The organism is Halosolutus halophilus, from assembly GCF_022869805.1.
GTDB classification, from domain to species: Archaea; Halobacteriota; Halobacteria; order Halobacteriales; family Natrialbaceae; genus Halosolutus; species Halosolutus halophilus.
The window spans coordinates 178,752-200,423 of the sequence record NZ_CP094974.1 but is presented as its reverse complement, the minus strand read 5'-3'; the positions used below and the strand labels follow the sequence as shown (position 1 = coordinate 200,423).

Annotated in this window: 24 protein-coding genes; 11 read left to right on the top strand and 13 right to left on the bottom strand. The window is 67.6% G+C overall.

The annotated features are described in order from the left end of the window. The first annotated feature begins 322 nt into the window (after positions 1-322). Both MUG98_RS01090 and MUG98_RS01085 read left to right on the top strand, forming a co-directional pair. Positions 323-604, top strand: a complete 282-nt coding sequence (locus MUG98_RS01090) for a helix-turn-helix domain-containing protein (RefSeq protein ID WP_265110344.1) — start codon at positions 323-325, stop codon at positions 602-604. A 113-nt stretch (positions 605-717) separates the two neighbouring features. After that, positions 718-1,506: an MBL fold metallo-hydrolase gene (locus MUG98_RS01085; RefSeq protein WP_265110343.1), complete on the top strand. Its 789-nt coding sequence runs from the start codon at positions 718-720 to the stop codon at positions 1,504-1,506. Between the two features lie 24 nt (positions 1,507-1,530). Here MUG98_RS01085 and MUG98_RS01080 read toward each other — a convergent pair whose 3' ends face one another. Further along, a complete protein-coding gene (locus tag MUG98_RS01080; protein WP_265110342.1) occupies positions 1,531-1,803 on the bottom strand; it encodes a hypothetical protein in 273 nt (90 codons plus the stop codon). Positions 1,804-1,910: 107 nt separating this feature from the next. Between MUG98_RS01080 and MUG98_RS01075 the strand changes: the two genes are divergently transcribed. Next, the gene (locus tag MUG98_RS01075; protein WP_265110341.1) at positions 1,911-2,573 is read left to right on the top strand and encodes a YkgJ family cysteine cluster protein; all 663 of its coding nucleotides are present in this window, start codon (positions 1,911-1,913) and stop codon (positions 2,571-2,573) included. A gap of 190 nt (positions 2,574-2,763) precedes the next feature. On the opposite strand, the gene MUG98_RS01070 is transcribed toward MUG98_RS01075, so the two are convergent. Then, on the bottom strand, positions 2,764-3,168 hold the full coding sequence (locus MUG98_RS01070) for a TRAM domain-containing protein (protein WP_265110340.1): 405 nt from the start codon (positions 3,166-3,168) through the stop codon (positions 2,764-2,766). Between the two features lie 213 nt (positions 3,169-3,381). Beyond that, the gene (locus MUG98_RS01065) at positions 3,382-5,109 is read right to left on the bottom strand and encodes a radical SAM protein (RefSeq protein ID WP_265110339.1); all 1,728 of its coding nucleotides are present in this window, start codon (positions 5,107-5,109) and stop codon (positions 3,382-3,384) included. 109 nt (positions 5,110-5,218) lie between these two features. Between MUG98_RS01065 and MUG98_RS01060 the strand changes: the two genes are divergently transcribed. Further along, a complete protein-coding gene (locus MUG98_RS01060; RefSeq protein WP_265110338.1) occupies positions 5,219-5,377 on the top strand; it encodes a DUF7559 family protein in 159 nt (52 codons plus the stop codon). Between the two features lie 171 nt (positions 5,378-5,548). Further along, the gene (locus MUG98_RS01055; RefSeq protein WP_265110337.1) at positions 5,549-6,010 is read left to right on the top strand and encodes an Hsp20/alpha crystallin family protein; all 462 of its coding nucleotides are present in this window, start codon (positions 5,549-5,551) and stop codon (positions 6,008-6,010) included. Positions 6,011-6,014: 4 nt separating this feature from the next. On the opposite strand, the gene MUG98_RS01050 is transcribed toward MUG98_RS01055, so the two are convergent. From MUG98_RS01050 to MUG98_RS01025, 6 genes are all read right to left on the bottom strand, one after another. Beyond that, positions 6,015-7,199, bottom strand: coding sequence for an NAD(P)/FAD-dependent oxidoreductase (locus tag MUG98_RS01050; RefSeq protein WP_265110336.1), 1,185 nt, complete (start codon positions 7,197-7,199; stop codon positions 6,015-6,017). Beyond that, positions 7,196-7,960: a creatininase family protein gene (locus tag MUG98_RS01045; RefSeq protein ID WP_265110335.1), complete on the bottom strand. Its 765-nt coding sequence runs from the start codon at positions 7,958-7,960 to the stop codon at positions 7,196-7,198. The genes MUG98_RS01050 and MUG98_RS01045 overlap by 4 nt, the downstream gene beginning before the upstream one ends. A gap of 66 nt (positions 7,961-8,026) precedes the next feature. Then, a complete protein-coding gene (locus MUG98_RS01040) occupies positions 8,027-8,812 on the bottom strand; it encodes a DUF7388 family protein (RefSeq protein WP_425601104.1) in 786 nt (261 codons plus the stop codon). Positions 8,813-8,962: 150 nt separating this feature from the next. Continuing rightward, complete coding sequence (locus tag MUG98_RS01035) at positions 8,963-9,556, bottom strand: NUDIX hydrolase (RefSeq protein ID WP_265110333.1); 594 nt, start codon at positions 9,554-9,556, stop codon at positions 8,963-8,965. A gap of 4 nt (positions 9,557-9,560) precedes the next feature. After that, complete coding sequence (locus tag MUG98_RS01030; RefSeq protein ID WP_265110332.1) at positions 9,561-10,070, bottom strand: DUF7109 family protein; 510 nt, start codon at positions 10,068-10,070, stop codon at positions 9,561-9,563. A 53-nt stretch (positions 10,071-10,123) separates the two neighbouring features. Beyond that, positions 10,124-11,272 carry a glycosyltransferase family protein gene (locus MUG98_RS01025; RefSeq protein WP_265110331.1) on the bottom strand — a complete coding sequence of 383 codons (1,149 nt, stop codon included), beginning with the start codon at positions 11,270-11,272 and terminating at the stop codon, positions 10,124-10,126. Between the two features lie 287 nt (positions 11,273-11,559). Between MUG98_RS01025 and MUG98_RS01020 the strand changes: the two genes are divergently transcribed. Next, the gene (locus MUG98_RS01020) at positions 11,560-11,730 is read left to right on the top strand and encodes an HVO_0758 family zinc finger protein (RefSeq protein ID WP_250140943.1); all 171 of its coding nucleotides are present in this window, start codon (positions 11,560-11,562) and stop codon (positions 11,728-11,730) included. Here MUG98_RS01020 and MUG98_RS01015 read toward each other — a convergent pair whose 3' ends face one another. Next, positions 11,731-12,825, bottom strand: a complete 1,095-nt coding sequence (locus tag MUG98_RS01015; protein ID WP_265110330.1) for an aldo/keto reductase — start codon at positions 12,823-12,825, stop codon at positions 11,731-11,733. It abuts the gene before it with no gap. Between the two features lie 115 nt (positions 12,826-12,940). Between MUG98_RS01015 and MUG98_RS01010 the strand changes: the two genes are divergently transcribed. Further along, positions 12,941-13,960 carry a PfkB family carbohydrate kinase gene (locus tag MUG98_RS01010; RefSeq protein ID WP_265110329.1) on the top strand — a complete coding sequence of 340 codons (1,020 nt, stop codon included), beginning with the start codon at positions 12,941-12,943 and terminating at the stop codon, positions 13,958-13,960. A gap of 26 nt (positions 13,961-13,986) precedes the next feature. On the opposite strand, the gene MUG98_RS01005 is transcribed toward MUG98_RS01010, so the two are convergent. After that, entirely contained in the window at positions 13,987-15,171 is a 1,185-nt protein-coding gene (locus tag MUG98_RS01005) for a DHH family phosphoesterase (RefSeq protein ID WP_265110328.1), read from the bottom strand. Positions 15,172-15,288: 117 nt separating this feature from the next. After that, positions 15,289-16,176, bottom strand: coding sequence for an SDR family oxidoreductase (locus tag MUG98_RS01000; RefSeq protein ID WP_265110327.1), 888 nt, complete (start codon positions 16,174-16,176; stop codon positions 15,289-15,291). A gap of 195 nt (positions 16,177-16,371) precedes the next feature. On the opposite strand from MUG98_RS01000, the gene MUG98_RS00995 reads away from it, so the two are divergent. Beyond that, positions 16,372-16,593: a hypothetical protein gene (locus MUG98_RS00995; protein WP_265110326.1), complete on the top strand. Its 222-nt coding sequence runs from the start codon at positions 16,372-16,374 to the stop codon at positions 16,591-16,593. A 17-nt stretch (positions 16,594-16,610) separates the two neighbouring features. Here MUG98_RS00995 and MUG98_RS00990 read toward each other — a convergent pair whose 3' ends face one another. Continuing rightward, on the bottom strand, positions 16,611-17,036 hold the full coding sequence (locus MUG98_RS00990) for a DUF5791 family protein (RefSeq protein WP_265110325.1): 426 nt from the start codon (positions 17,034-17,036) through the stop codon (positions 16,611-16,613). A 134-nt stretch (positions 17,037-17,170) separates the two neighbouring features. On the opposite strand from MUG98_RS00990, the gene MUG98_RS00985 reads away from it, so the two are divergent. From MUG98_RS00985 to MUG98_RS00975, 3 genes are all read left to right on the top strand, one after another. Continuing rightward, positions 17,171-18,253 (top strand): tubulin/FtsZ family protein, encoded by a 1,083-nt coding sequence (locus tag MUG98_RS00985; protein WP_265110324.1) that lies wholly within the window; start codon positions 17,171-17,173, stop codon positions 18,251-18,253. A 66-nt stretch (positions 18,254-18,319) separates the two neighbouring features. Further along, positions 18,320-20,185, top strand: coding sequence for a glycoside hydrolase family 2 protein (locus tag MUG98_RS00980; RefSeq protein WP_265110323.1), 1,866 nt, complete (start codon positions 18,320-18,322; stop codon positions 20,183-20,185). Positions 20,186-20,501: 316 nt separating this feature from the next. Further along, positions 20,502-21,383 carry a coiled-coil protein gene (locus MUG98_RS00975; RefSeq protein WP_265110322.1) on the top strand — a complete coding sequence of 294 codons (882 nt, stop codon included), beginning with the start codon at positions 20,502-20,504 and terminating at the stop codon, positions 21,381-21,383. Positions 21,384-21,672: the final 289 nt, after the last annotated feature.

The following is a 21,672-nucleotide window of genomic DNA, read 5'->3' as shown; positions in this document are numbered from 1 at the left end:
CGCGTTCTCGACGCACCGGACCCTGAAACACCTGCTCGATCGGATCGATCGGCAGGTGCGATCCGCCCGGGACGGGTCGAGACTCGATCGCATCGGTCCACCGACCGATTCGTCGATGGGACGACGCGAGTGCCCGAGTGTCAACCGATCGGTCCGGGGAACGGAGCCCATCCGATCGGCGTGTGTATATAATAGCGATCGCCGGACGGAAGCGGAATCCGGGCTCCTGTGTTAATACCTCATTTGTACTCCTTATACAAACTGGACTATTCGTATCTACATATAGGGAAACTTTACCACCACTGATTCCCCGTGGGTTGGTATGAGCATGAGTACCGCTGAGGATCGTGCCGCAACCGCCGAGGAGGCCCTCTCGGAAGACGAATACCGCGACCGCCTGCGTGAGTTGCCGCCGAGTGCGAAACTCGTCGCCAAGGTTCTCGAGATCGACTCGCCGCTCTCGCAGGGCCAACTCGCCGAGGAATCCCTGCTGCCCGACCGAACCGTCCGCTACGCGCTCAATCGGCTCGAGGACGTCGGTCTCGTCGGTTCCCGGTACAGTTTCCGGGACGCCCGGAAACAGGTCTACTACCTCAAGAACTGACGCGAAGCGACGGACGGAAACGGACGCTGGCGTTCCGGGGGGCCGCCCGGGCCACGCGGGGATGGCACGGAAGCGGTCGACAACACCTTTTGCTCCCAGTCTGACGGGTAGATATGGACGTCACTCGCTGTATCGTCCCGACGTCGACGCGTGCGCCGACCGGCACGACGAACGCCTACCTGCTCGGCTCCGATCCCGCCATCCTCGTCGATCCCGCGGCGCGAACCGACGACCTCGATCGGCTGGTTCGCGACCGCGCCGTCGAGCACGTGCTCGTGACGCACGCCCATCCGGACCACGTCGGCGGCGTCGACGCGTACGCGACGGAAACGGACGCGACCGTCTGGGCGCGGGACGGGCGGAGCGATCGATTCCGGAACGCGACCGGCCGTGAGCCCGATCGGGTCTTCACGCCGGGAACGACGATCACGATCGGCGACGAGCGAGTCACGGTCCGCGACGCACCCGGCCACGCGCCGGATCACGTCGCCCTCGAAGCGGGCGAGGCTGGCCCGATCCTGTGTGGCGACTGCGCGATTCGAGAGGGCAGCGTCGTCGTCGGCGCTCCCGAAGGGGACATGCGAGCGTACCTGAGTACTCTGCGCCGGCTCTGGGCGATCGACCCGCCCGCGCTCCATCCCGGTCACGGCCCCGCGATCGACGCCCCGAGAGAGACCCTCGAACGGTTGCTCGCTCACCGGAGCGATCGAGAACGGCGCGTACTGGAAGCGGTCGACGACGGCGCTAAAACGCTGGCCGAGATCCTCGACGGTGCGTACGAGAAGGACCTGACCGGCGTCGAAGATCTCGCGCGGGCGACCGTCCGCGCACACCTCGAGAAACTCGCCGTCGAGGGTCGTCTCGCGTGGGACGGAGAGCGCGCCCGCGTCCCCACCCGGTAGCTCGCGTCGCCCCGTTCGAGCCCGTTACTCGACCCGTTCGGTCGAGGTGAGCTGAAACTGGAAAGTCAGTTCGTCCTGAATCTTCACCTTGACGCCGCCGAACCGGTCGGAGAGTTGCTCCCGCGCGTCGGCGCTCGGTTCGACCGTGATCGTGACGGTGTTGTTGTTCGCGTTGTACTCGATTCCGCCGACGATGACGTCGAATTCGAAAAGCTCCGGAATCTCCTGTCTGAGATGGTTCCTGACCTCGTTGACCTGTGACTGTGCGTCGGCCATCTCGTCGTTGAGAGACGTCATTGGGTATCATAGAACACGATCGACAGTAAACGTGTTCCTCGGACCGGAACGCGAGCCAGTCGCCCCGGTAGCGACTGGCTTTTCCGCATCGACGCGTAGGAGCACACGTGCAAACGCTCGAAGCCGAACTCGAGGCGGCCCGCGCGCTCGCAGTCGACGATCTCGCCGACGCTATCGAGTCGATCGGCTTCGAGTGTACCCGCTGTGGGGCCTGCTGCAAAGGACACGGGGAGGACGAACACACGGCGACCGTGTTTCCGGACGAAGTCCGCGACCTCGAGTCCACAGCCGAAGCGTACGACTGGCGGGACGTCGCCCGCCCGATGCCGTACGGACTCGAGGAACGGGACGGCGAACTCGAGGGCGAGACCTTCGAGTGGGCGCTCCAGACCGACGGTTGCGGCGATTGCGTCTTCTACGAGGAAGACGACGGCGGAACTGGTGCCTGCCGCGCCCACGACGATCGGCCGCTGATCTGTCGGACGTATCCCTTCAGCGTCGCACTCGCGGGAACCAGCCAGCCGATGGGCGAGGCCGTCGACGAGCAGGGGATCGTCCGCGCACACGAGTGCGAGGGACTCGGACGTGACATCTCTCGTGCCGACGCCGAGGACCTCGCGGGCGCGCTGAAAGAGCGCGCGATCAGGGAACTCGAGGAGGCGATCGCCGTCCGGGACGCGTACGAACCCACCGATCCCGCCCCCGGCGAAGTCGTCGTTCACGACTCCGAAGGGGCGAAGCGAATCGATGGGACCCCGATCGAGGAGTAAACCAACCAGCCAAGAACACGGGTGCGGAGAAGTACTCGGAGGCGTCAGATGCCACTGTACGGCGCGGCTTGCGCGCCGTTTCCCCGAGCGCGCCCGAAGCGCGCTCGGCCTTTTTCATCGAAGTTTTTCACCGGGGGGTTGAGCGACCGGCCGTTGGCCGGTCGCAACGCCCGCGGTGAAAAGTTCGTTGTTAGAACGTTTCCTCGATGATCTCGCCGACGGCGAAGTTGGACTTGACCTCGGTGATCTCGACCTTGACGCGTTCGCCGACGTCTGCACCGGGAACGATGATGACGTACCCCCGTTCGACGCGCGCGATGCCGTCGCCCTGTTTGCCGATGTCTTCGATCTCGACGTAGCGTGTTTCGCCGACGTCGACCGGTGGCTGTGGCTCAGACGGTGCACTCTCGGGCTTTGGCGCCGCCGATCCGTCGTCGGTCGACTCGTCCCTCGAGATGAGCGCGACGCGGTAGACTTCCCCGGGATCGACGTCGCCGGTTTCGACTTCCTGGCGCGGCACCTCGATGACGTACCGATCTTCCTCCGCCGAGACGTCCGTACTGAACAGACACAGCAGTTTTTCAGATATTTCCACAGGTAGACCCTCGATGTTGTCTCTGCGGCCCATCCATAATAGAACTACCGACCGATTGCCGTCGATTGACGGGTAATGAGCGCGAGTAGCGCCCGATTAGGGCACTTGTTCGCAATTTTTGCCACACAAACGACAGTTACGCCGCGCGATCGGGCGGAGCGCGCGTTCGATCGGAGCGGAATCGCGATCGCGTCGCACGTTCGATCGGGGCACTTACTCAGCGCGCTCGAGCGAGCGGGTCGTTACGAACTGCGTGAGGTCGAACTCGGTGGTGAGATCGGCGTCGGTAACGGATTCGTAGGGGCGGTTGACGACGATGTCGCCGGCGGTACGATCGCCGACGCCGGGGATGGCGGTGAGTTCGTCCATCGAGGCGTCGTTGAGGTCGAGCGGATAGGGGACGGCGGTGACGGATCGGTAGCCGTGATCGACGACCGCGACGTCGATGGTGCGCCCGAGGTCCCGTTCGCCGGGGATTCCGACCAGCAGCGGATAGGTACCGAGCTGGCGGCCGAAGGTCCGCCCGTCCTGGTGGTACTCGAGGTGGACGTCGGGGAGGACCGTTCCGGGCGGGGCGACCCGTTCGAGCATCGGCTGGTCGATCTCCTCGCGGATCTGCCGTTTGTAGCGTTTGAACAGCTTCGTGTGGTCTTGGGCGATTTCCGCGCCGGTGTCGGACATGTCGGTGCCGTCGAAGGCCATCACCTGCCGGATGTTTATCCGGCGGAGCATGTAGCCCTCGTCGTAGACGCGCTGGAGGAACTTCCGGTTCCGCTCGTAGGTTTCCTCGCGTTCGCCCTTGAGGCCGTGCAGGAGGTTGATCCCGGGCAGGAGTTTCGGGAGGCGACGCGGGGCGTCCGGGCCGAAGGTCGGGGCGTCCGCGGTGTCTTCACCGGGGCGCCAGCCGGCCTCCTCGTTGACGATCCGAACGGCCTCGAAACACTCCTCGGCGGTGACGTTCAGGTTGTTCTCCTCCTGGACGATCGGATCGGCGGATTCGAGCCCGAACGCGGCCGTATCGCCGGGCGTGTTGTGCTCGGCGATGATCCGGATCCCTTCCCGGCTTTCCTCGGGCCAGTTGACGATCGTGATCGGGTTCATGTTGTCAAGATGGAGCGTCTCGAGGTCGGGCGCGACCTCGCGGATGCCCCCGTAGAGCGATCGCAACGCGTCCGGGTTCGGCGCTTCGCCGTCGCCGCCGTAGGCCAGAATATCCGCCTGACGGCCGATCCGGAAGTGTTTGACGCCCCGACTCGAGAGGGCGTCGACCTCGCTCACGACCGTCGGCGGCGGCCGGAACGAAGGGTTGCCGTAGAGCGGTTCGGTACAGAACGAACACCGGTAGGCACAGCCCCGCGAGGTCTCGAGTTCGCAGATCAGGTGGTCGGGGTGGTTCGGGTGTTGCTCGACGACAAACGCGCCGTCCTGGGCCCACCGAGACACCTCGTCGACGTCGCGCATCCGATTGTTGAACCCCTCGAGGCCGCTCTCGACGAGGTCGTGGACGGCTGCCTCCACGTCGCCCTTCGCGACGAAGTCGAAGTCGAGGTCCTGCCGTTCGGTCTCGGTCGCACCGGCGTTCTCGTCGCCGACGCCGAACTTGACAGGGCCGCCCATCAGGCTCGTTCCGCTCGCCGTCCAGGCGAGCTTTCGGACTTCGTCCGGCTCTGCGGGAGTCCCGCCGACGTACTTGCCCGGCACGGTCATCCCGCCCAGGTAGATCATGAGGTCGGCCTCGTCGACGTCGCGCCACCGATCGGGGTCGTCGCGCAGGCCGTCGATCGTGTGGTAGGTGATTCGCTCGCGGGGGACGCCCGCGTCGACGAGTGCACCCGCCGTGTATCGCGGGTAGGTCGAAATGTACGGCGGCACCCCGAAGTGTGCGGGCTCGTCGACGTAGCCGTCGACGATCGTCACGGAGAGCCGTTCGGGGTCGGTCATGTCCCGGCGTAGCGCCTCGAGGGGTAAAACGGTGACTACACGCGCGATCGATCCGGCGCGTGCCGCCGCTACCACGGCGTTGATGATCCTGGTGACGGTACTGTCGGGTATGCCACCGACAGAAGAGATCGTCTGTACCGCCGAGGACTGCTTTCTGGACCTGTTCGAGAACCACTACACCTACGACGTCCCGGAGGACCTCGAGGTCGCCGACCTCTCGTGTCCGGTGTGTGGCGGGACCGACTGTCTGGAGGCCGTCGAACTGTGACGGGGGCGAGACGGCCGTCACCGCACCGTTCGCCGGACTTTCTTTTTGGTGTGCCAAAACCAATAAGAAGATCCCGATTGTAGTGATTCGTCCGGACATGTCCACCACGTTCCGCCAGAATTCTGGCCAGGTCCCCGCCAGCGATACGCCGCTCCCGGGGGGTGACGAGCCGTGAGTTTCAAAGACCTCGGAACGTCCGTCGGAAACGCCGTCTACCGACAGATCGGCCGCGCGAACGGTCACCTCCAGAACCAGCGCCCGCTCCCCGTCGACGTCCTCGAGAACGAGACCTCCTATCTCGTCGTCTTCGACGCCCCCGGCGCCGAACCCGAAGACGTCCAGGTCCGATACCTCTCGGGTACCGTCCGGACCCGGATCGATCGGTTCCGCAAGTTCCACGAGGGATACGAGATGCGGTTCCCCGGTCGCGGGATGGCACTCGACGGTGAGGCCGAGTTGCCCGACGACGCGGTCGTCGACCCCGACGCCGGCACCGCCAGACTCTCCGAAACGGGCACGCTCAGCATCGAGATTCCGAAACGGTCGTCCATCGACGCCGAAGACACCGAGGAGGTAGCCGCCACGACCACCGACGACGACTCCGGAACCACGGAAGTCACCATCGACGACTAGACGACTAGCGGTTCGACTCGATCGTCATTCCCGCCGCGATATCGAACGACTCGTCGCCCTCGAACCGCGTCGGGTCGAACCGATCGATCCCGTCCCCGCCGAGGATCTCGCTCGCGATCCGCTCTCCGATCGCCGGCGCGCGCATGAAGCCGTGGCCCTGGAATCCCGTCGCGACGTACAGCCCCGCGTCGAGTTCGCCGACGAGCGGGTCGCGATCCGGCGTCGCGGTACAGAGCCCCGCCCACGCCCGATCGAGTTCAGGAGCGACGCCCGAGAGTCGTCCCGCGACGCGATCGACGAGTCCGTCTGCGAAGCCCGGGGTCGCGTCGCGGTCGTACGCGTCGGGGTCGGCCTCGACCGTCTCCGTCCCGTCGCCCGCGAGCAGGCCGTCGGGGTGGGGTCGCAGGTAGAAGTCCCCGGTCGCGTCGTACACCATCGGTTCCGCGAGGTCCGCCTCGGCGACCAGCGCCTGGACGCGGTAGGGCTTCATCGCGATGGGGAAGCCGGCGTCGGCGAGCAGCCGTTTCGATCGTGCGCCGGCGGCCACGAGCACTGCGTCGACCTCGTGGACCGTTCCGTCGGTCCGGTGGACGACGCGGGGCGGATCGGTTCGAACCGCGACCGGCGTCTCGGTCGCGAGCGTCGCGCCGGCCCCGTCGGCCGCAGCGGCGAGACACGCGGTGTACTTTGCGGGATCAGTGTAGCCCGCCGCGCCCGCAATCCCCGCGACGGCGACGTCCGCCGTCTCGATCGCGGGGAACCGATCGGCGAGTTCGTCCGGGCCGGCCTCCAGGGCGACGACGCCCTGTTCCTGCATTCGACGGACCTGCTCGCGGATCGCGTCGGCCCGACCGGCGTCGCCCTCGCGGGCCAGCCAGACGTAGGGACACTCGACGAACGGGAAGGTGTCGTCGCCCGAGAGGGCGCGAAAGCGCTCGATCGCGTCACTGGCGATCTCGGCGTCGAGCGGGGCCGCGAAAGCATCGTAGCAGACGCCCGCCGCCCGGCCGCTCGCGCCGCTCGCGATCGAGCCGCGATCGTACAGCGTGACGTCAGTTCCCTCGCGCGCCAGGTCGTAGGCCGCCGTCGCACCGACGGCACCGCCGCCGACGACGGCCACCTCGAGTCCGGCACCCTCCCGCGTGAACGCGTCCGCACCGACGGCGAGTTCGGGTTGGTCGTCGCTCATCGGTGATCACGGGGCCAGCAGTCGTCGATCGGTCGGTCGGCGAGCCAGTCGAGCAACGCGTGCAACTGGTCGCGAGCGGCCTCGAACACCCGCTCACCCTTCTCGGGATCGGCCTGCGTCGGGCGACCGACCGCGCCACTCTCGGAGAAGTCGATCGTGTCGAAGCCGAGCGCGGCCCCGTGGACGGACTCACCCCACGCGTCGCTCGCGCCCTCCTCGGCGGCCGCGAGTTCGTCTTCGTCGACCAGGGTCTCGTGCAGGTACCAGAGCAGGCTCGATTCCATCGCGTCCGCGTGGCCGCCCTCCTCGTCGAACAGGTCGTCGGTGACGTCGCCGACGCTGTCCCACCAGTTCCACGGCGGCGCGAAGGCCGTTCGATCGTCACGCAGGGTTCGCGCGCCCCGTCGCAGCGCGTCCGTGTTCCCGCCGTGGCCGTTGACGACGACGACCTTCCGGACGCCGTGCTCGGCGAGACTCGCGATCGTCTCCGTAACGTAGCGTTCGAACGTCTCCGGGGAGACGTACAGCGTCCCGTCGAACTGTCGGTGGTGGGCGCTGACGCCGATCGGGACCGTCGGCAGGACGACGGCATCCTCGCGATCGGCCGCCGATCGGGCGAACGCCTCGGCAGCCAGGTGGTCCATCCCGAGCGCTAACGCCGGTCCGTGCTGTTCGGTACTACCGACGGGAAGCACGCCGACCTCGGCCGCCGCGAGTGCGTCGGCTGCCGTGGCCGTCGTGCGTTCGGCGAGCAGTGTCATGCCCTCCTGTGGATGCCGGAGGGTCTTATGTTCACGGGACTGCCGATCGAATTCGAAAATCGGGGGTCAGGACCGAAGCGGGTCGAGCCCGCGGGCCGGGTAGCCGACGATCGTCGTCGCACCCGCCTCGCGGAGCGCGTCCGTCTGTTCGCGGATCGCGTCTTCGGTTCCGACCAGCGCGTAGTCCCGGGCAGCCTCGAGGAGGACCTCCCGCGCGCGACCGATCGCGTTCGCGTCGGTCGGCGCACCGTCGGGGAGCGCGGCCGCGACCGACTGCCGTCGCGCGACGTAGTCGCCGACGGCGTCGAGCACGGCGTCCTCGTCGTCGGTCAGCACCGTCGGCGCGTAGACCGCGATGTCGCCAGTGAAGCCGGCCGCCCGGAGCGCCCGGAGTTCCCGCTCGGTCGTCCGCGAGAGGAGGTCGTACTGGGTCCCGCCGGTCGCCATGGCGATCCGTTCGACGCTCTCGGTGCCGACCCACGCGTCCGGGTCGGCCTCGAGCGCGGTTCCGAGCCGCGGGGCGACTGCCCGCGCCCGCTCCGCGTCGGTGAGGTAGGCCGGGTGGCCGGCCACCAGTACGCGCCCGATCGAGTTCGAGAGGTCGTCGATCAGGGACGCATCGCCCAGCGGGTCGAAGCCGTCGGCCCGGACCGGCGTCGTGACCCGGACCTCGGCCTCGGCCTCGGCTGCCAGCGTCTCGAGCACGTCCGGGTCCGGAAGGTGCTCGCGGCCCTCGTAGTCGATCGCGATCGTCTCGACCGGGAGCGACGCGGCCCCCGAGACGTCACACTCGGTCGGCTTGAGGGCGATCGCGTCCAGTCCGACGCGGGCGACGGTACTCGAGGCGGTCAACATCGGCACTCACCACTCAGAACGAGTAACTGCAAGCGTTCACAGTCGGTGCGGAACTCGATCCATCGTCTGTGCGACCATAGGCCTGCTGAGAGGGCAGCGCGCAAAAGGCTAACGCTCCGTGCAGAACTGACGCGGTCTCGACTCGACTCACAGGGTCGATCGATCGACCCGTTCGGGTGCTTCGAAGTCGGTCGTCAACTCGAGCAACTGGACGAGAATGCGGCCGGTCGCCCCCCAGACGGTGTAGCCGTCGACGTGGAAGTAGTGGATGACGATGTCGCCGTAGTAGGGGTGATCCCGGCGCTCGTACTCGTAGTTGTCGCGGTCGAGCAGCCCCGACAGCGGCAGGACGACGATCTCGGCGACTTCCCGGTCGTCGCGGACGTACTCGCGGTCCGGGACGCGAGCGACGAAGGGGGTCACGGCGTACTCCGTGATCGTTCGAATGTCGTCCAGTTGGCCGACGACCTCGGCCTCGGCCGACTCGAGTCCGATCTCCTCGTTGGCCTCGCGGAGCGCCGTGTCGAGGATCGTCTCGTCCACCGGTTCGGCACCGCCGCCGGGGAAACTCATCTGCCCGGGGTGTTCCCCGAGGTGGTCGGCCCGCCGGGTGAACAGCAGGTGAGGCTCCCCGTCGCGTTCGATGACCGGCGCGAGGACGGCCGCGTCGTACTCCTGATCGTCGATCTCGAGCGGTTGGTGGCTCGCGACCGGGTCGAGGTTCAGTGTCGGTCCTGACATGCGATCACTCGAGGACCTCCTCCAGTCGCTGTCGGTGCTCGGTCACGTCGATCGGGGCCCACGCTTCGATATCGTAGCTGACGTCGATCAGGCGATCGATTCGATCGTCGTCGTCCGCTTCGATCGCTCGATCGACCGCGTCGACGAACCGCTCGCGCGCCCGCTCCCCGAGGGCCTCGCGATCGAACCGTCGCGGCTCGACGTCGAGGATGTGCGGGACGTCTTCGGCGTGCTCCGGAACCGTCGGAAACGCCGTCGGTCCCGCGACGAGCAGCGGCCCGGCGTCGTCGGCACCGCCGTCGGTCGACGCGCCGCCGTCGGCGCCGGGTCGCTCGTACCGAACGAGGGCGAAGGACTCGACGGCCCGATCGATCGCGTCCGCGAAGGCGGCCTCGTCGATCGACTGGCCGTCCGCCCGGAAGGCGGCCTCCGTGAGTGCGCGTTCGAGTTCCGCGCGGGTCAACCCGCCGAAGAGGTCGACCACGCCGGCGAGTTCGTCGGCGGTGACGTCCATAGAGAGCACAACGGGTGGTGATTTGATAAAGACTGTGAGCGCGCCGCCCGGGGTCAATCGCCCGCGCTGGAGCCGACGCGGCCGCCGACCCACGGTCGTGCCGCCGCGCGAACGTCTCCCGGCGCGAACGGGGCCTCTCGCCACGGCGGCAGTCGTCGATCGGGACCCGGCGGCGCGATCGAGTCGGCGTAGCGTTCCAGTTGATCGCGTTCGCCGGCGCGATCGTACGAGAGCCCGTTGAACGCCGCGTCGGCGCGGTACTGGTCGATCAGGCGACGACCGACGGCCCGGTACCGATCGGGGAGGGTGTCGTAGTCGGGGACGACGCCGTGTTCCTCGAACACTCGCAGGAGGGCCGTGGCGACCTCCCGGCTCATCCCTTCCAGTCCGGCCTCGCCGGCGACCGCGCGGTGGTCGTGGACGTGCCGGCCGAGGTCGACCTGTGCGGTGCCCGCGAAGCCGGCGTGTGCGAACGCGTCGCCGAGCGTGCCGACCTCCAGCCCCCACGCGCGGGGAGCACGGAGTCGACGGGCGAGAGCGGCGGTGGCGGCGAACTCGCCGGCGAGCGCGTACCGGAACGAGCCGAGGTACTCGAGGATCGGCGCGTCGTGGGTTGCCGACAGCGCCCGGAGCATGGGTTCGTAGAACAGCCGGCAGAGTCGGCCGTACAACTGCCCCTCCTCGACGCGCGCGTAGTACCCCTTCGAGAAGGCAAAGTCCATCGTCAGAGGCGCGAGCAGTCGGTGAACGTGCTCGGCCTCGTAGCTGCGGGCGTCGGCGTCGTGGACGACCACGTACTCGCCGGCGTCCGCGGCGGGCCCGAGCGCGAGCCAGACGTCCCGGCCCTTCCCGAAGTCGCCCGCGAGTCCGGCGTCCGCCAGGAGGTCGTCGACGGCGGGTGCGTTACACCACAGTACCTCCGTCGGGAGCGCGAACGACGCGAGCCACTCGCGGAAGGGGCCGATCCGATCGGGCGCGGCGCGAACCGGAACGACCACCGCGGCGGGATCGAGGCGTTCGAGTTCGGCGAGGACGCGCGCGGCGGCCGGACTCTCGAGTTCGCGATCGGTCATCGGGACGACGACGGCCGTATCGCCGACGGCCCCCGCGAGCGCGTCACCGGTCGCGACGCTCCCCGCACCCCCAGCGCCCCCCGCGCCGAGGTCGTGAAGCGTCGCGATCCGCTCCTGGACGTACTCCATCGGTGGAGTGTTCGGCCCGACCGGTAAAACGGCCACGACTCCGGCGAACCATGTGTGACGGCTTCGATCAGCCGTTCGCACCGGCCGGCAACCGATCGAGTTCGTAGAGCACGACCGGAACCACCGCGACGCCGGTGATGGCGACGGCTACGATCCTTTCGACTGGAAGACAGGTCCGCCCGGCGGGACGAGCGTCCCTCAGTCCGGGCGATTGCGGGAGATCGTCCACGAGACGACCCTCCGCGAAGCCCGGGTCTTTTTCTTCCCTACCTGCGTACGTCGGCAGTATGAAATCAGTCCGGAAGGCACTCCGTGACGGCGAACTCGAGAAGGACACGTACGATCGACTCGTCTGTGGCGAGTGCGAGAAGCCCCTGAAGACCGAGAACGACCCGGACGAGATCAAAACGGTCCGGATCTGCCCGGACTGCGCGGCGGAGTGGAAGGAGATCCGCTGATCAGTCGAGTAGCGCGGCGATCGTCTCGGGGTCGACCGGGTCGACTCGTCCAGACGCGAGGTTCGCCTCGACGTGAGCCGGACGGCTCATGCCGACCAGCGACGACGTGACGCCCGGGGCCGATCGGGCGACGGTGATCGCCTGCTGGACCGGCTCCTCGCCGGGCACCCGCGAGGCGATCGCCTCCGGGAGCCCCGACGCGAGCTGGCCCTGTGCGATGCTCGCGCTCGTGAAGACGTCGATCCCCGCGTCCGCGGCGGCGCGAAGGACGGGCACGTCGCCGGCGCCTCCGGGAGACTCCTGCGCGGCCACCGTCAGTGCCTCCGGCATCGCGGCGTTGAACGGCACCTGGATCGCCCGGAAGTGCGTCCCGTCGGTCCCGGCCTCGCGTGCTGCCGTGCGAGCGCGATCGAGAATTTCGGCCAACGAGAGGGACGACGAGTGGCCGCGCGGCACTCGAAATGCCTCCCACGTCGCGACACCGTAGCGATCGATATCGCCCGCCGCGGCCCGCTCTTCGAGCCGGGTGAACGTCGCCTCGAGCCGATCGTACACTTCCTCCCGCGTGCGCTCCCGGAGCTGCGTCGCCGGGTTGTGCACGTAGTAGAGGTCGATCGACTCGAGGCCCAGATTCGCGAGCGAGCGATCGAACTGGTCCGCGACGTAGTCGGGTGCGATGCAGTGACTGCCAGCGACGAACTCCTCGCGGTCGACGATCCCGGAGTCGACGTACTCCTCGAGCACGTACCGGCCGGGGTCCGGCGGCCGCGAGCCGTCGAACCCGACGAAGCCGCCTTTCGTCGCGACCAGGACGGCATCCCGATCGACGTCGCTCTCCGCAAGCGCGCGCCCGATCACGCGTTCGCTGCGCTGCGCGCGGTAGTTGATCGCGGTGTCGAGGACGTTACACCCCGAGTCGAGCGCCGTCAGGATCGCGTCCGCGTACCGATCGTCGACTGCGTCGGTCGGGTCGCCGAGGTAGGTGCCGAGGCCGATGCTCGAGACGATCACGTCGTCGAACGCACGGAAGTAGTCCGCATCGAACGAGTCCCGGTGGGCGTCGCGGTACGCCCGGGTCGCGGATTCGGTCGCCATACCGATCGCTTCGACGGTGAGGGACAAAAGTCCGAGCGCCACGACGACCCGTCAGCAGGGCCGGGAAACTCCGGGGCGGGGAACCCTTTTGAGGATTACTGTGGCAGTGACGGGCGTGAGCTACGCAGCCCTCCGCGATCGGCTCCCGTCGTTGGCCGCCGACTCGTCGACGCGCGTCGTCACGCTCCCCGACGGGAGCGTCGACTACTGTTACCGGGTCGCGGGTGCCGGCGGCGACCGACTCGAGACGCCCGAGGCGCTCGGTCGGCGCCTCCGTGCGGGCGAGGGTGAGACGTTCCCGATCGAACTGATCGACGTCCGCCCCGGCGGGCAGGCGGTAAACGCCGCGACGCAGGTCCACGCGCTGGGCGACGACGCGACGGCCGTCGGCCACCTCGACCACGAGGCCCTCGCGGACCTTCCCTACGGGACCCACTCGATGGGACCGCCCGCGGCGATCCGGGTCTTCGCGTTCGACGGCGAGGAGGTCCTCTTCCCGGAACGGGCGAGCCAGCCGTCCGACTGGGACGTCGACGACCTCACTGCGGTCGTCGACTGGGACCGGATCGCCACCGCGGACGCGCTCTGCTGTGCGAACTGGGCCATCTATCGCGGCCTCACCGACGTTCTCGATCGACTGGCCGGGAGCGTAGACGGGGTCCCCGTCGTGGTCGATCCCGGCGCGATCGAACTGGTCGCCGGGACCGACCTCGAACCCCTCCTCGAGTCGCTGGCTCGCGCCGACTCGTCGCTCGACGTCGCCCTGAGCGTCAACCGGATCGAGTACGAGAGCGTCGCGGCCGTCGCCGGCGTCCCCGGCGAGCCGGCGACGGATCACGCCGCCGAATTGCGATCCGCGCTCAGGATCACCGGCGTCGTCTACCACGGCGCGGACGAAGCGATCGCAGCCACGCGGGACGACGCGGTTTCGGTCGAGATGCTCGATATCGGCGATCCGACGCTCACGCTCGGCGCGGGGGACCGGTTCTCGGGTGCGCTCGCGTGCGCGCTGGCCCGGGACTGGCCGTGGAAGCCCGCACTGGCGCTCGGGAACGCCTGTGCCGCGACGTTCGTCGAGACCGGCCAGACGGCCGACATCGAAGCCCTGGAGACGCGTCTTGCTGATCGTCGGTGAGCCGTTTCGAGTGGCGAACCCGGCGGCTACCGTTCGCCCGCCAGCGCCGAGAAGAGCCGTTCCTCGAACTCCGGTTTGCCGATCCCGTCGGAGGGGCCGATCCCCTCCATGTGATCGATCGAGACCTGACCGCCGCCCATGCGGGCGTGGCCGCCCGCGTTCGCCATCGGAATGTCGCTGACGGCGTGGCGGAGCGTCTCGCCCATGTGGACCCGATCGTCCCGCGATCGGCCGGAGAGGTGTAACGTTCCGTCGTGCTGGCCGTAGACGATGACGGCCGTCACGCCCTCCAGGTGCATGAGTTCGTCCGCCGCCTGGGGAATCGCGTCGACGTTCCCGATCTCGCCGACGTCACAGACCGCGAACGGCCCCTCGACCCGTTTCTCGGTGATCGCCCTCGCCTTGATCTGCAACACGTCGTCGCTGACCTGCGGGTTGGCGATCCGTTCGAGCAGGTCCTCGTCGATGCCGTCGTAGAGGTACGCGCAGGCGTCGAACTCGGCACGGGAACAGCCGTTCGTCAGGTGGTTCGTATCGGACTGGATGCCGTAGAGCAGACCCGTCGCGAGTTCCGGCGAGATGGCGGGGCCGTCTTCGTCCTCGTTGTCCGCCGTCCCGCCGATCTCCTCCAGATACTCGACGAAGATCGTCGACGCCGCGCCGTACTCCGTCCGGACGTCGGTAAACTCCGTTCCGGCACCGTTGCCCGGGTGGTGGTCGACCACCGCGATCGGTTCGACCATCTGGGCACCCGTGAACCCGCGTGGCGTGTTGTGATCGACCAGGACGACCGCGTCGGCGGCCAAGTCCGATCCCGACTCGACGCGTTCCAGATCGAGGTCGAGGACGGTCCGGAACGCGCGGTTCTCCTGGTGGCGGATCTCGCCGGGGAACTGCAGCGTCGTGTCCGTGCCGACCGTCTCGGCGATCGCGGCGACCCCCATGGCACACGACATCGCGTCCGGATCGGGATTGGGGTGCATCAGGATCGCCACTTCGTCGTGGGAGTCGAGTACCCGCTGGAGTCGGACACCCGGCGGGCGGCGGAACCACCGAACGACCCACCAGCCGCCGAGTCCGAGACCGACGACGGCGAGCACCAGCAACGAGAGAACCAGCGGTTCCAGCGACTGTACCCAGTCGGAGACAGTCTCGATTGCCAACACGTCCGCCCCGGATGCGGTGCTCGGGGGGACGCTCCGGGAACCCATACGGGACAATCAAATTGAACCCCCATGAAATTTCCCCTCACGAACGGCGTCCGATCGGCCGTCGGAACGCTCGCGTCTGGTCCGGCAGCGGTCGCTCGATCGATCGGTACTGGGCGCTCACTCCCGATACGCCTCGATCGCCTCGCGATAGCCCTCGCGGAACGTCGGATATCTGAACTCGTAGCCCAGGTCGCGCAATTTCTCGTTGGCACAGCGCTTGCTGGTCAGGATCCGTCGCCGCGCGGCCTCCGAGAGGTCGTCGGCTTCGAGTCGCTCTTCTTTGGTTCGCTTCGGCGGCCGATCGATCCCGCACTCGTCGGCCAACCAGTCCGCGAACGCCCACTTGGAGACGGGTTCGTCGTCGACGACCTGGACGACCTCGCCGCGCGCGAGATCCTCAGTGAGCAGGTATCGCACCGCGCCGGCGGCGTCGTCCCGGTGGACCATGTTCAGGTACCCTTCCGTAACCGGCCCCTCGAGGTAGCGCTCGAGGCGGTACCGATCGGGGCCGTAGAGGCCGGCGTACCGCGCCACGGTCCCGTCGTACCCGTACTCGGCGGGCAATTCGAGCGCGATCCGTTCGGCCTCGGCGAGCACCGCGGTCTTTTCGGTGGTGGGATCGATCGGCGTCTCCTCGTCGACCCAGTCGCCGCCGTGATCGCCGTGGACCCCCGTCGAGGAGGTGTAGATCAGCCGTTCCGGCGGGTGCTCGCGCTCGCCGAAGCCCTCGATCACCGTTTGCAACCCCTCGACGTACACCTCGCGGGCAGCCTCGGGACCACGACCACCGCTGCTGGCGGCGAAGACGATCGCGTCGACGTCCGGCACCGCCGCGAGCGCGTCCGGGTCGGTGACGTCCGCCCGGACGGCCTCGAAACCGGCCTCCGCAATCGCGTCGACCCCCTCGGCCGATCGGCGGACGCCGACGACCTCGTGGCCCCGATCGGTGAGCTGCCGGCCAAGTTCCAGCCCGACGTACCCGCAGCCCAGAATTGCGACCTCCATACCGGCTTTCGTGGTCGGGTCACCATAATGACACCGCTCGCGGCGTGATTGCGGCTCGACCCTGTGTCTGCCGTCTCGGCGCGTTCGGCCGACCGGGTCGAACGGAATCGATCGACGACGCGGGGCGGAATATGAACGAGGATTCCGAGGATCGGAAGATACTCAATCGGCGAAACGAACCCCGGGACAGAAACGATGACGCGATCGAACCGCGAACCTGGCGACGTCCGGTGGGGCTGGAACTGTCCGCGCTGCGATCGGACGACGAGAGTCCGACGGGATCCGTCGACCGGCACCTACCGCTGGGAGTGTCCGGACGAGACGTGTCCGGCGGTCGGCTTCGGCTTCATCTCGCGCCGTCGCGCACGGCTCGCGCTCAGGGAGTTCCGGGAGCGAAAGGAGAACACGTATCGCTAGCGAGACCGGCGATCGGCTCAGGGCGCGCCGTCCGCGATCACGTACTGCACGTGGACGAATTCCTCGAAGTCCATCGGCGCGCGCCGTTCGATCTTCTGTTGAATCTCCTTGGCGTCCATGTCGATCGCGAGGTCGCTCTCGACGGCGTCCACGTCGAGGACCGCGGTCGACATCCCGAGTAGCAGATGCTCGGTGGCCATCGTCTCGATCGTCTCGGGGTCGGGTTCGCCCTCGGCGAGCGACTGGATCTGGGCCGCTTCCTCGAGCGTGAGTTCCGGCGAGTCGGCCTCGACCAGGGCCGCGAGCCGATCGCGATCGACATCGGTCGCGTCCGCCGCGCGGTCGAGTCCGTGCGCTTCGACGACGGCCGCGAGGTCGCGATCGTACTCGTCGCGGAGGGCCGCGGGCGAGTCCGGGACGGTCATTCGCTGTTCGTAGAACATACCGAACGTGAGTGCGGGCTGCCCCAAGTGAATTACCATCGTCCCGTGATCCCCCGACCCCCGACGGAGTCGACGGACCGATGGTGCAGCGGTGAACCCCCAACGTTCATCATGGATCACACGTATTGGCCGATATGAAAGTCGCCCTGATCGGGGTTGGACAGGCCGGTGGAAAGGTCACCGAACGGCTCACTCGATTCGACGCGAACATGGGATTCGAGGCCGTTCAGGGGGCGCTGGCTGTCAATTCCGCGAAACCCGATCTCGAGTCGCTCGAGTTTGCAGACACGGAACTGATCGGTGCCGACCGCGTCAACGGCCACGGCGTGGGCGGTGACAACGAACTCGGCACCGAGATCATGCAGTCGGACATCGAGCAGGTGCTGGGTGCGCTCGACGGCCGCGTCACCTCCAGTGCGGAGGCGATCTTCGTCGTCGCCGGACTCGGCGGTGGCACCGGCAGCGGTGGGGCACCCGTTCTCGTCCACCACCTCCAGCGCGTCTACGACGTCCCCGTCTACGCGCTCGGCGTCTTGCCGGGCCGCAACGAGGGGTCGCTCTACCAGGCCAACGCCGGTCGATCGCTGAAGACGCTCCTCCGGGAAGCCGACGCAACGTTGCTGATCGACAACGACGCCTGGCACGAGCAGGGCGAGAGCGTCGAGGGTGCCTTCGAGACGATCAACGAGAAGATCGCACGGCGGGTCGGCCTGCTGTTCGCCTCCGGCGAGGCGGTCGAAGGCGTCGGCGAAAGCGTGGTCGATTCGAGCGAGGTCATCAACACCCTCCGATCGGGCGGCGTCGCGACGCTGGGCTACGCCAGCGCGATCGCCGCCGAGGACAGCGCCGAGAACATCAATACGGTGATGACCGTCGCTCGACAGGCCCTGCTGACCGGGACCAGCCTGCCGGAGGCGACGACGGCCGACTCGGCGTTGCTGGTCGTCGCCGGCGAGAGCGAGCGAATCCCCCGCAAGGGATTCGAGAAAGCCCGTCGCTGGCTCGAAGACGAGACCGGGAGCATGCAGGTCCGCGGCGGCGACTTCCCGCTCGACAGCGATCGACTCGGCGCGCTCGTCCTGCTGGGCGGGGCCGAACGCTCCGATCGGATTCAGGCGTTCATGGAGCGTGCGCGGGAAGCGAAACGGGCCCAGGAGCGCGACGAGACCGATCCCGTCGAGCAGTTCGCGGACGATCGCCTCGAAAACCTGTTCTAAGGCCCTGAGGCCGCGCCGGCGAAACGTCGGAAGGCCTTTTTACTCCCGGGTCACTCTACCGTGATAATGACTGACGGGTGGACGGGAGGGATCGTCGAATCGGTCGCGGGCGACGGGTCGCCCAGCGTCGACGAGTGGCGGCCGGTCACCGTTCCCGGTCGGCCCGCCGCGTTCGACGGCGAGAGTGAAACCCCGATCGCGTACCGGACGACGATTCCGGACCCGCGCGATCACGACACGGAACGGGCGCTGCTGAAACTCCACGGAGCGTACGATCGGGCGCGGGTCTGGGTGAACGGGACCGAACTGGGCGAGCACGAGCCACACGTCGTCCCGGCGCACCTCGAGTTCGAGCCGGAACCGAAGAACGAACTGGTGGTCGCTTGCGAGCCGCCGACCTCGTTTGCGGGGATCTACGGTACCGACGAGGTGCCGGCCGAGACGGCGACGCCCGGGATCTGGTGGGACGTCACCGTCGAATCGCGCCCCCGAACCTTTTGTCGTCGCCTCGACGTGACGCCGCGGCTGGACGGGGACGGAGACGGGGCCGCGATCGAGGTCGACCTCGAGGTCGACGCCGGTGGGGCGATCGACGACGCGGTCACGTTCTCCCTGCGGCCCGAGGGGTTCCGCGGCGGTGGCTCGATGGACCGGGCACCCGTCACGGCGGCCGCCGGCGAGCGCGTGACCGTCTCGAAGACGATCGACGTGCGGGAGCCGTCGCTGTGGTGGCCGCGCGAGCACGGGCCCCAGAGCCGGTACACCGTGCGCGCGAAACTCGGGGACGACGCCCTCGAGGAGACGGTCGGCTTCTGTCGGGTCGACCGCGACGGCGACGGCCTGGTCGTCAACGGGACCCGGATCCCGGCCCGGGGTTTCACGCGGCTCCCCGGCGGCGATCCCGGGACCGACGTCGAGCGAGCGATCGAGGCGAACGCGACGATCGTTCGCGCACGCGCACACGTTCCGTCGTCCGAATTCTATCGGGCCGCCGACGAGGCCGGACTCCTCGTCTGGCAGGATCTCCCGGCGATCGGCGCCGACCTCGACGTCGACCGTGGGAAGACGCTGGCGACGACGCTCGCGGAGACCTACGGCCACCACCCGAGTCTCGCGATGTACGGCGTTCAGGACCAGCCGACGGATCCGTTCGCCGACCCGCTCGGCGAGGGAGTACTCGCGAAACTGGCCCTCCGGTACCGCGCGTGGCGGACCGGCGTCGACCACGATCCGGCGACGGCGATCGCGGAAGCGTTCCCGGACGATCGGCCGGTCGTTCCCGTCACCGGCGCGCCGGGGACCGATCCTGACGCCGCCCACATCGCGCCCGGCTGGCAGTACCTCGCGGCCGCGGACGCGGACTGGCTCCTCGATCGGTACCCGCCACGCGAGTCGATCGTCACCGGCTTCGGAGCGGGGTCGCTGACCGCGGACGTCGACCACGGAACGGTGCCGGGTCTCGATCGGGCCCCTCCCGGACGGCGACCCGACGACGTTACCGAATCCCAGCGCTACCAGACCCGGACGCTGAAGACCGTGGCCGAGGCGCTGCGCCGGCGGGGCTGTGGCGTCCTCACCGCGGCGACCCTCCGCGACCCGGCACCGGGTGGCGGAATGGGCGTCCTGACGAGCGCCGGCGAGCCGAAACCGGCCTACGAGGCGATCGCGCTGTCGTTCGAACCCGTCCAGGCCGTCCTCGACGGCCCGCCGAAACCCGGCAGCGTCGGCGTCACCCTCTGTAACGACACGACCGACGATCTCGAAGCCACCGTCGGCTGGCGCGCCGGGGACGAAACCGGCGAGACGGCCGTCAGCGTCGGCCCGCTCGAAACGGCAAGTGCAGGAACGGCCACGATTCCGGCCGACGCCGATCGGGTCGACCTCGAGGTAGCGACCGCCGATCGAACGGTCCGCAACCGGTACGATTTATAAGCGCCAGCCACCCCTTGTCACGGTCCAACACGGGAGAACGGGTCCCCTGCTAACGGTTTTCACGGGTCTAGTGACCGGTACATTTAAATTACAGGCGCCAGTAGCTAGCGATACCAGAACGCCACCGGGGCGCGTATCGCTCGACGATCGATGACAGGAAATCTTATTCACCGAGGTTTCGCAGATCGCAAGCGGTCGCTCTACACGGCCGCTCGTCACTCGACGACAGAACCCGCTCGACCGACGGGTCGGGTTCTCGACGGTGACGGGCGGCCACTGTCCCGGTGCGGGTATGGCACAGAGGTTTGACTAACACATGGTAGACGAATCGAAAAACATCGAACTGACAGAAGACGACCTCGAAAACAAATCGAAAGGACAGCTCATCAAGATGGCCGGTCAACTCCGAGACCGGCGAAACGAGCTGAACCAGATGGCTTCCGAGCGGGCTTCCAAACGCGACGAGCTCAACGCAAAGACCCGCGAGAAGGTCGACGAAGCTCAAGAGCACCGCGAGAAGCGCGACGAACTCAACGAGAAGGTCCAGGAGCACAAGGAGAAGCGAAACGAGCTCAACGCCGAAGCCAACGAGCTGTTCGACCGCGTCGAAGAGCTCAAATCGGACATGGAGCTCAACGAGGGCAAGGACCTCGAGGAACTCGAGGAGGAGATCGAACAGCTCGAGTTCAAACAGCAGACCGAGGTCCTCTCGAGCGAAGAGGAAAAAGAGCTCATCGAGAAGATCGAGTCCAAGCGCGAGGAGTACGAGGAGCGCAAGCAGAAGCTCGATCAGAACGAGGACCTCGAAGAACTCGTCGACGAAGCCGAGGAAGTCCGATCGGAAGCCTCACAGCACCACCAGAAGGTGACGGAGCTGGCGGACAAGGCCCAGGAACATCACAATCAGATGATCGAGGCCTACCGCGAGGCCGACGACATCCGTGACGAGGCCGACGAGATGCACGAGAAGTTCGTGGAAGCCCAGGAGGCCGCCGACCAGCACCACGAGGACTTCGTGCGCGTCCAGAAGCGCCTGCGCGAACTGGACAAGAAAGAAGAGAAGGAGCGCAAGTCCGAGCGCGACAAGAAGAAAGAGGAGGCCAAAGAAGAGGCCGAGGAAATCTATCAGAAGTTCAAGGAAGGCGAAACCCTCGACACCGAGGACCTGATGAAACTCCAGAAGACGGGACTGCTCTAGCTCGGTTCGTCCACCTGTGTCTCTGCGGTTTTCGCTCACCCCGTGAGCCGCGGCGTTGCGATTTTGCGGATTTCCGTCTCCGTCACCTGACGGATCTCCTGACGCCTGTCACCCGACGGTTCTCCTGTCTCCTCGGTCCGATCACCGACGGCACCCGCTCCGCGGGACTCGGTTCCCGTTTCGACCCGGTTCGCGATCGTATCGAGTGCCTACGACGGGCCAGGACGGAGTAAGACGCTGGTCGGTGGCGATTCGCCGGCGTCGCCACGAATCGGCGCTGACACCGCGA

Coding starts and splice junctions, on each gene's coding strand:
- MUG98_RS01090 (WP_265110344.1), top strand. CDS start 323: ATGAGCATGAGTACCGCTGAGGATCGTGCCGCAACCGCCGAGGAGGCC.
- MUG98_RS01085 (WP_265110343.1), top strand. CDS start 718: ATGGACGTCACTCGCTGTATCGTCCCGACGTCGACGCGTGCGCCGACC.
- MUG98_RS01080 (WP_265110342.1), bottom strand. CDS start 1,803: ATGACGTCTCTCAACGACGAGATGGCCGACGCACAGTCACAGGTCAAC.
- MUG98_RS01065 (WP_265110339.1), bottom strand. CDS start 5,109: ATGACCGACCCCGAACGGCTCTCCGTGACGATCGTCGACGGCTACGTC.
- MUG98_RS01060 (WP_265110338.1), top strand. CDS start 5,219: ATGCCACCGACAGAAGAGATCGTCTGTACCGCCGAGGACTGCTTTCTG.
- MUG98_RS01050 (WP_265110336.1), bottom strand. CDS start 7,199: ATGAGCGACGACCAACCCGAACTCGCCGTCGGTGCGGACGCGTTCACG.
- MUG98_RS01045 (WP_265110335.1), bottom strand. CDS start 7,960: ATGACACTGCTCGCCGAACGCACGACGGCCACGGCAGCCGACGCACTC.
- MUG98_RS01035 (WP_265110333.1), bottom strand. CDS start 9,556: ATGTCAGGACCGACACTGAACCTCGACCCGGTCGCGAGCCACCAACCG.
- MUG98_RS01030 (WP_265110332.1), bottom strand. CDS start 10,070: ATGGACGTCACCGCCGACGAACTCGCCGGCGTGGTCGACCTCTTCGGC.
- MUG98_RS01025 (WP_265110331.1), bottom strand. CDS start 11,272: ATGGAGTACGTCCAGGAGCGGATCGCGACGCTTCACGACCTCGGCGCG.
- MUG98_RS01020 (WP_250140943.1), top strand. CDS start 11,560: ATGAAATCAGTCCGGAAGGCACTCCGTGACGGCGAACTCGAGAAGGAC.
- MUG98_RS01015 (WP_265110330.1), bottom strand. CDS start 12,825: ATGGCGACCGAATCCGCGACCCGGGCGTACCGCGACGCCCACCGGGAC.
- MUG98_RS01005 (WP_265110328.1), bottom strand. CDS start 15,171: ATGGGTTCCCGGAGCGTCCCCCCGAGCACCGCATCCGGGGCGGACGTG.
- MUG98_RS01000 (WP_265110327.1), bottom strand. CDS start 16,176: ATGGAGGTCGCAATTCTGGGCTGCGGGTACGTCGGGCTGGAACTTGGC.
- MUG98_RS00995 (WP_265110326.1), top strand. CDS start 16,372: ATGACGCGATCGAACCGCGAACCTGGCGACGTCCGGTGGGGCTGGAAC.
- MUG98_RS00990 (WP_265110325.1), bottom strand. CDS start 17,036: ATGTTCTACGAACAGCGAATGACCGTCCCGGACTCGCCCGCGGCCCTC.
- MUG98_RS00985 (WP_265110324.1), top strand. CDS start 17,171: ATGAAAGTCGCCCTGATCGGGGTTGGACAGGCCGGTGGAAAGGTCACC.
- MUG98_RS00980 (WP_265110323.1), top strand. CDS start 18,320: ATGACTGACGGGTGGACGGGAGGGATCGTCGAATCGGTCGCGGGCGAC.
- MUG98_RS00975 (WP_265110322.1), top strand. CDS start 20,502: ATGGTAGACGAATCGAAAAACATCGAACTGACAGAAGACGACCTCGAA.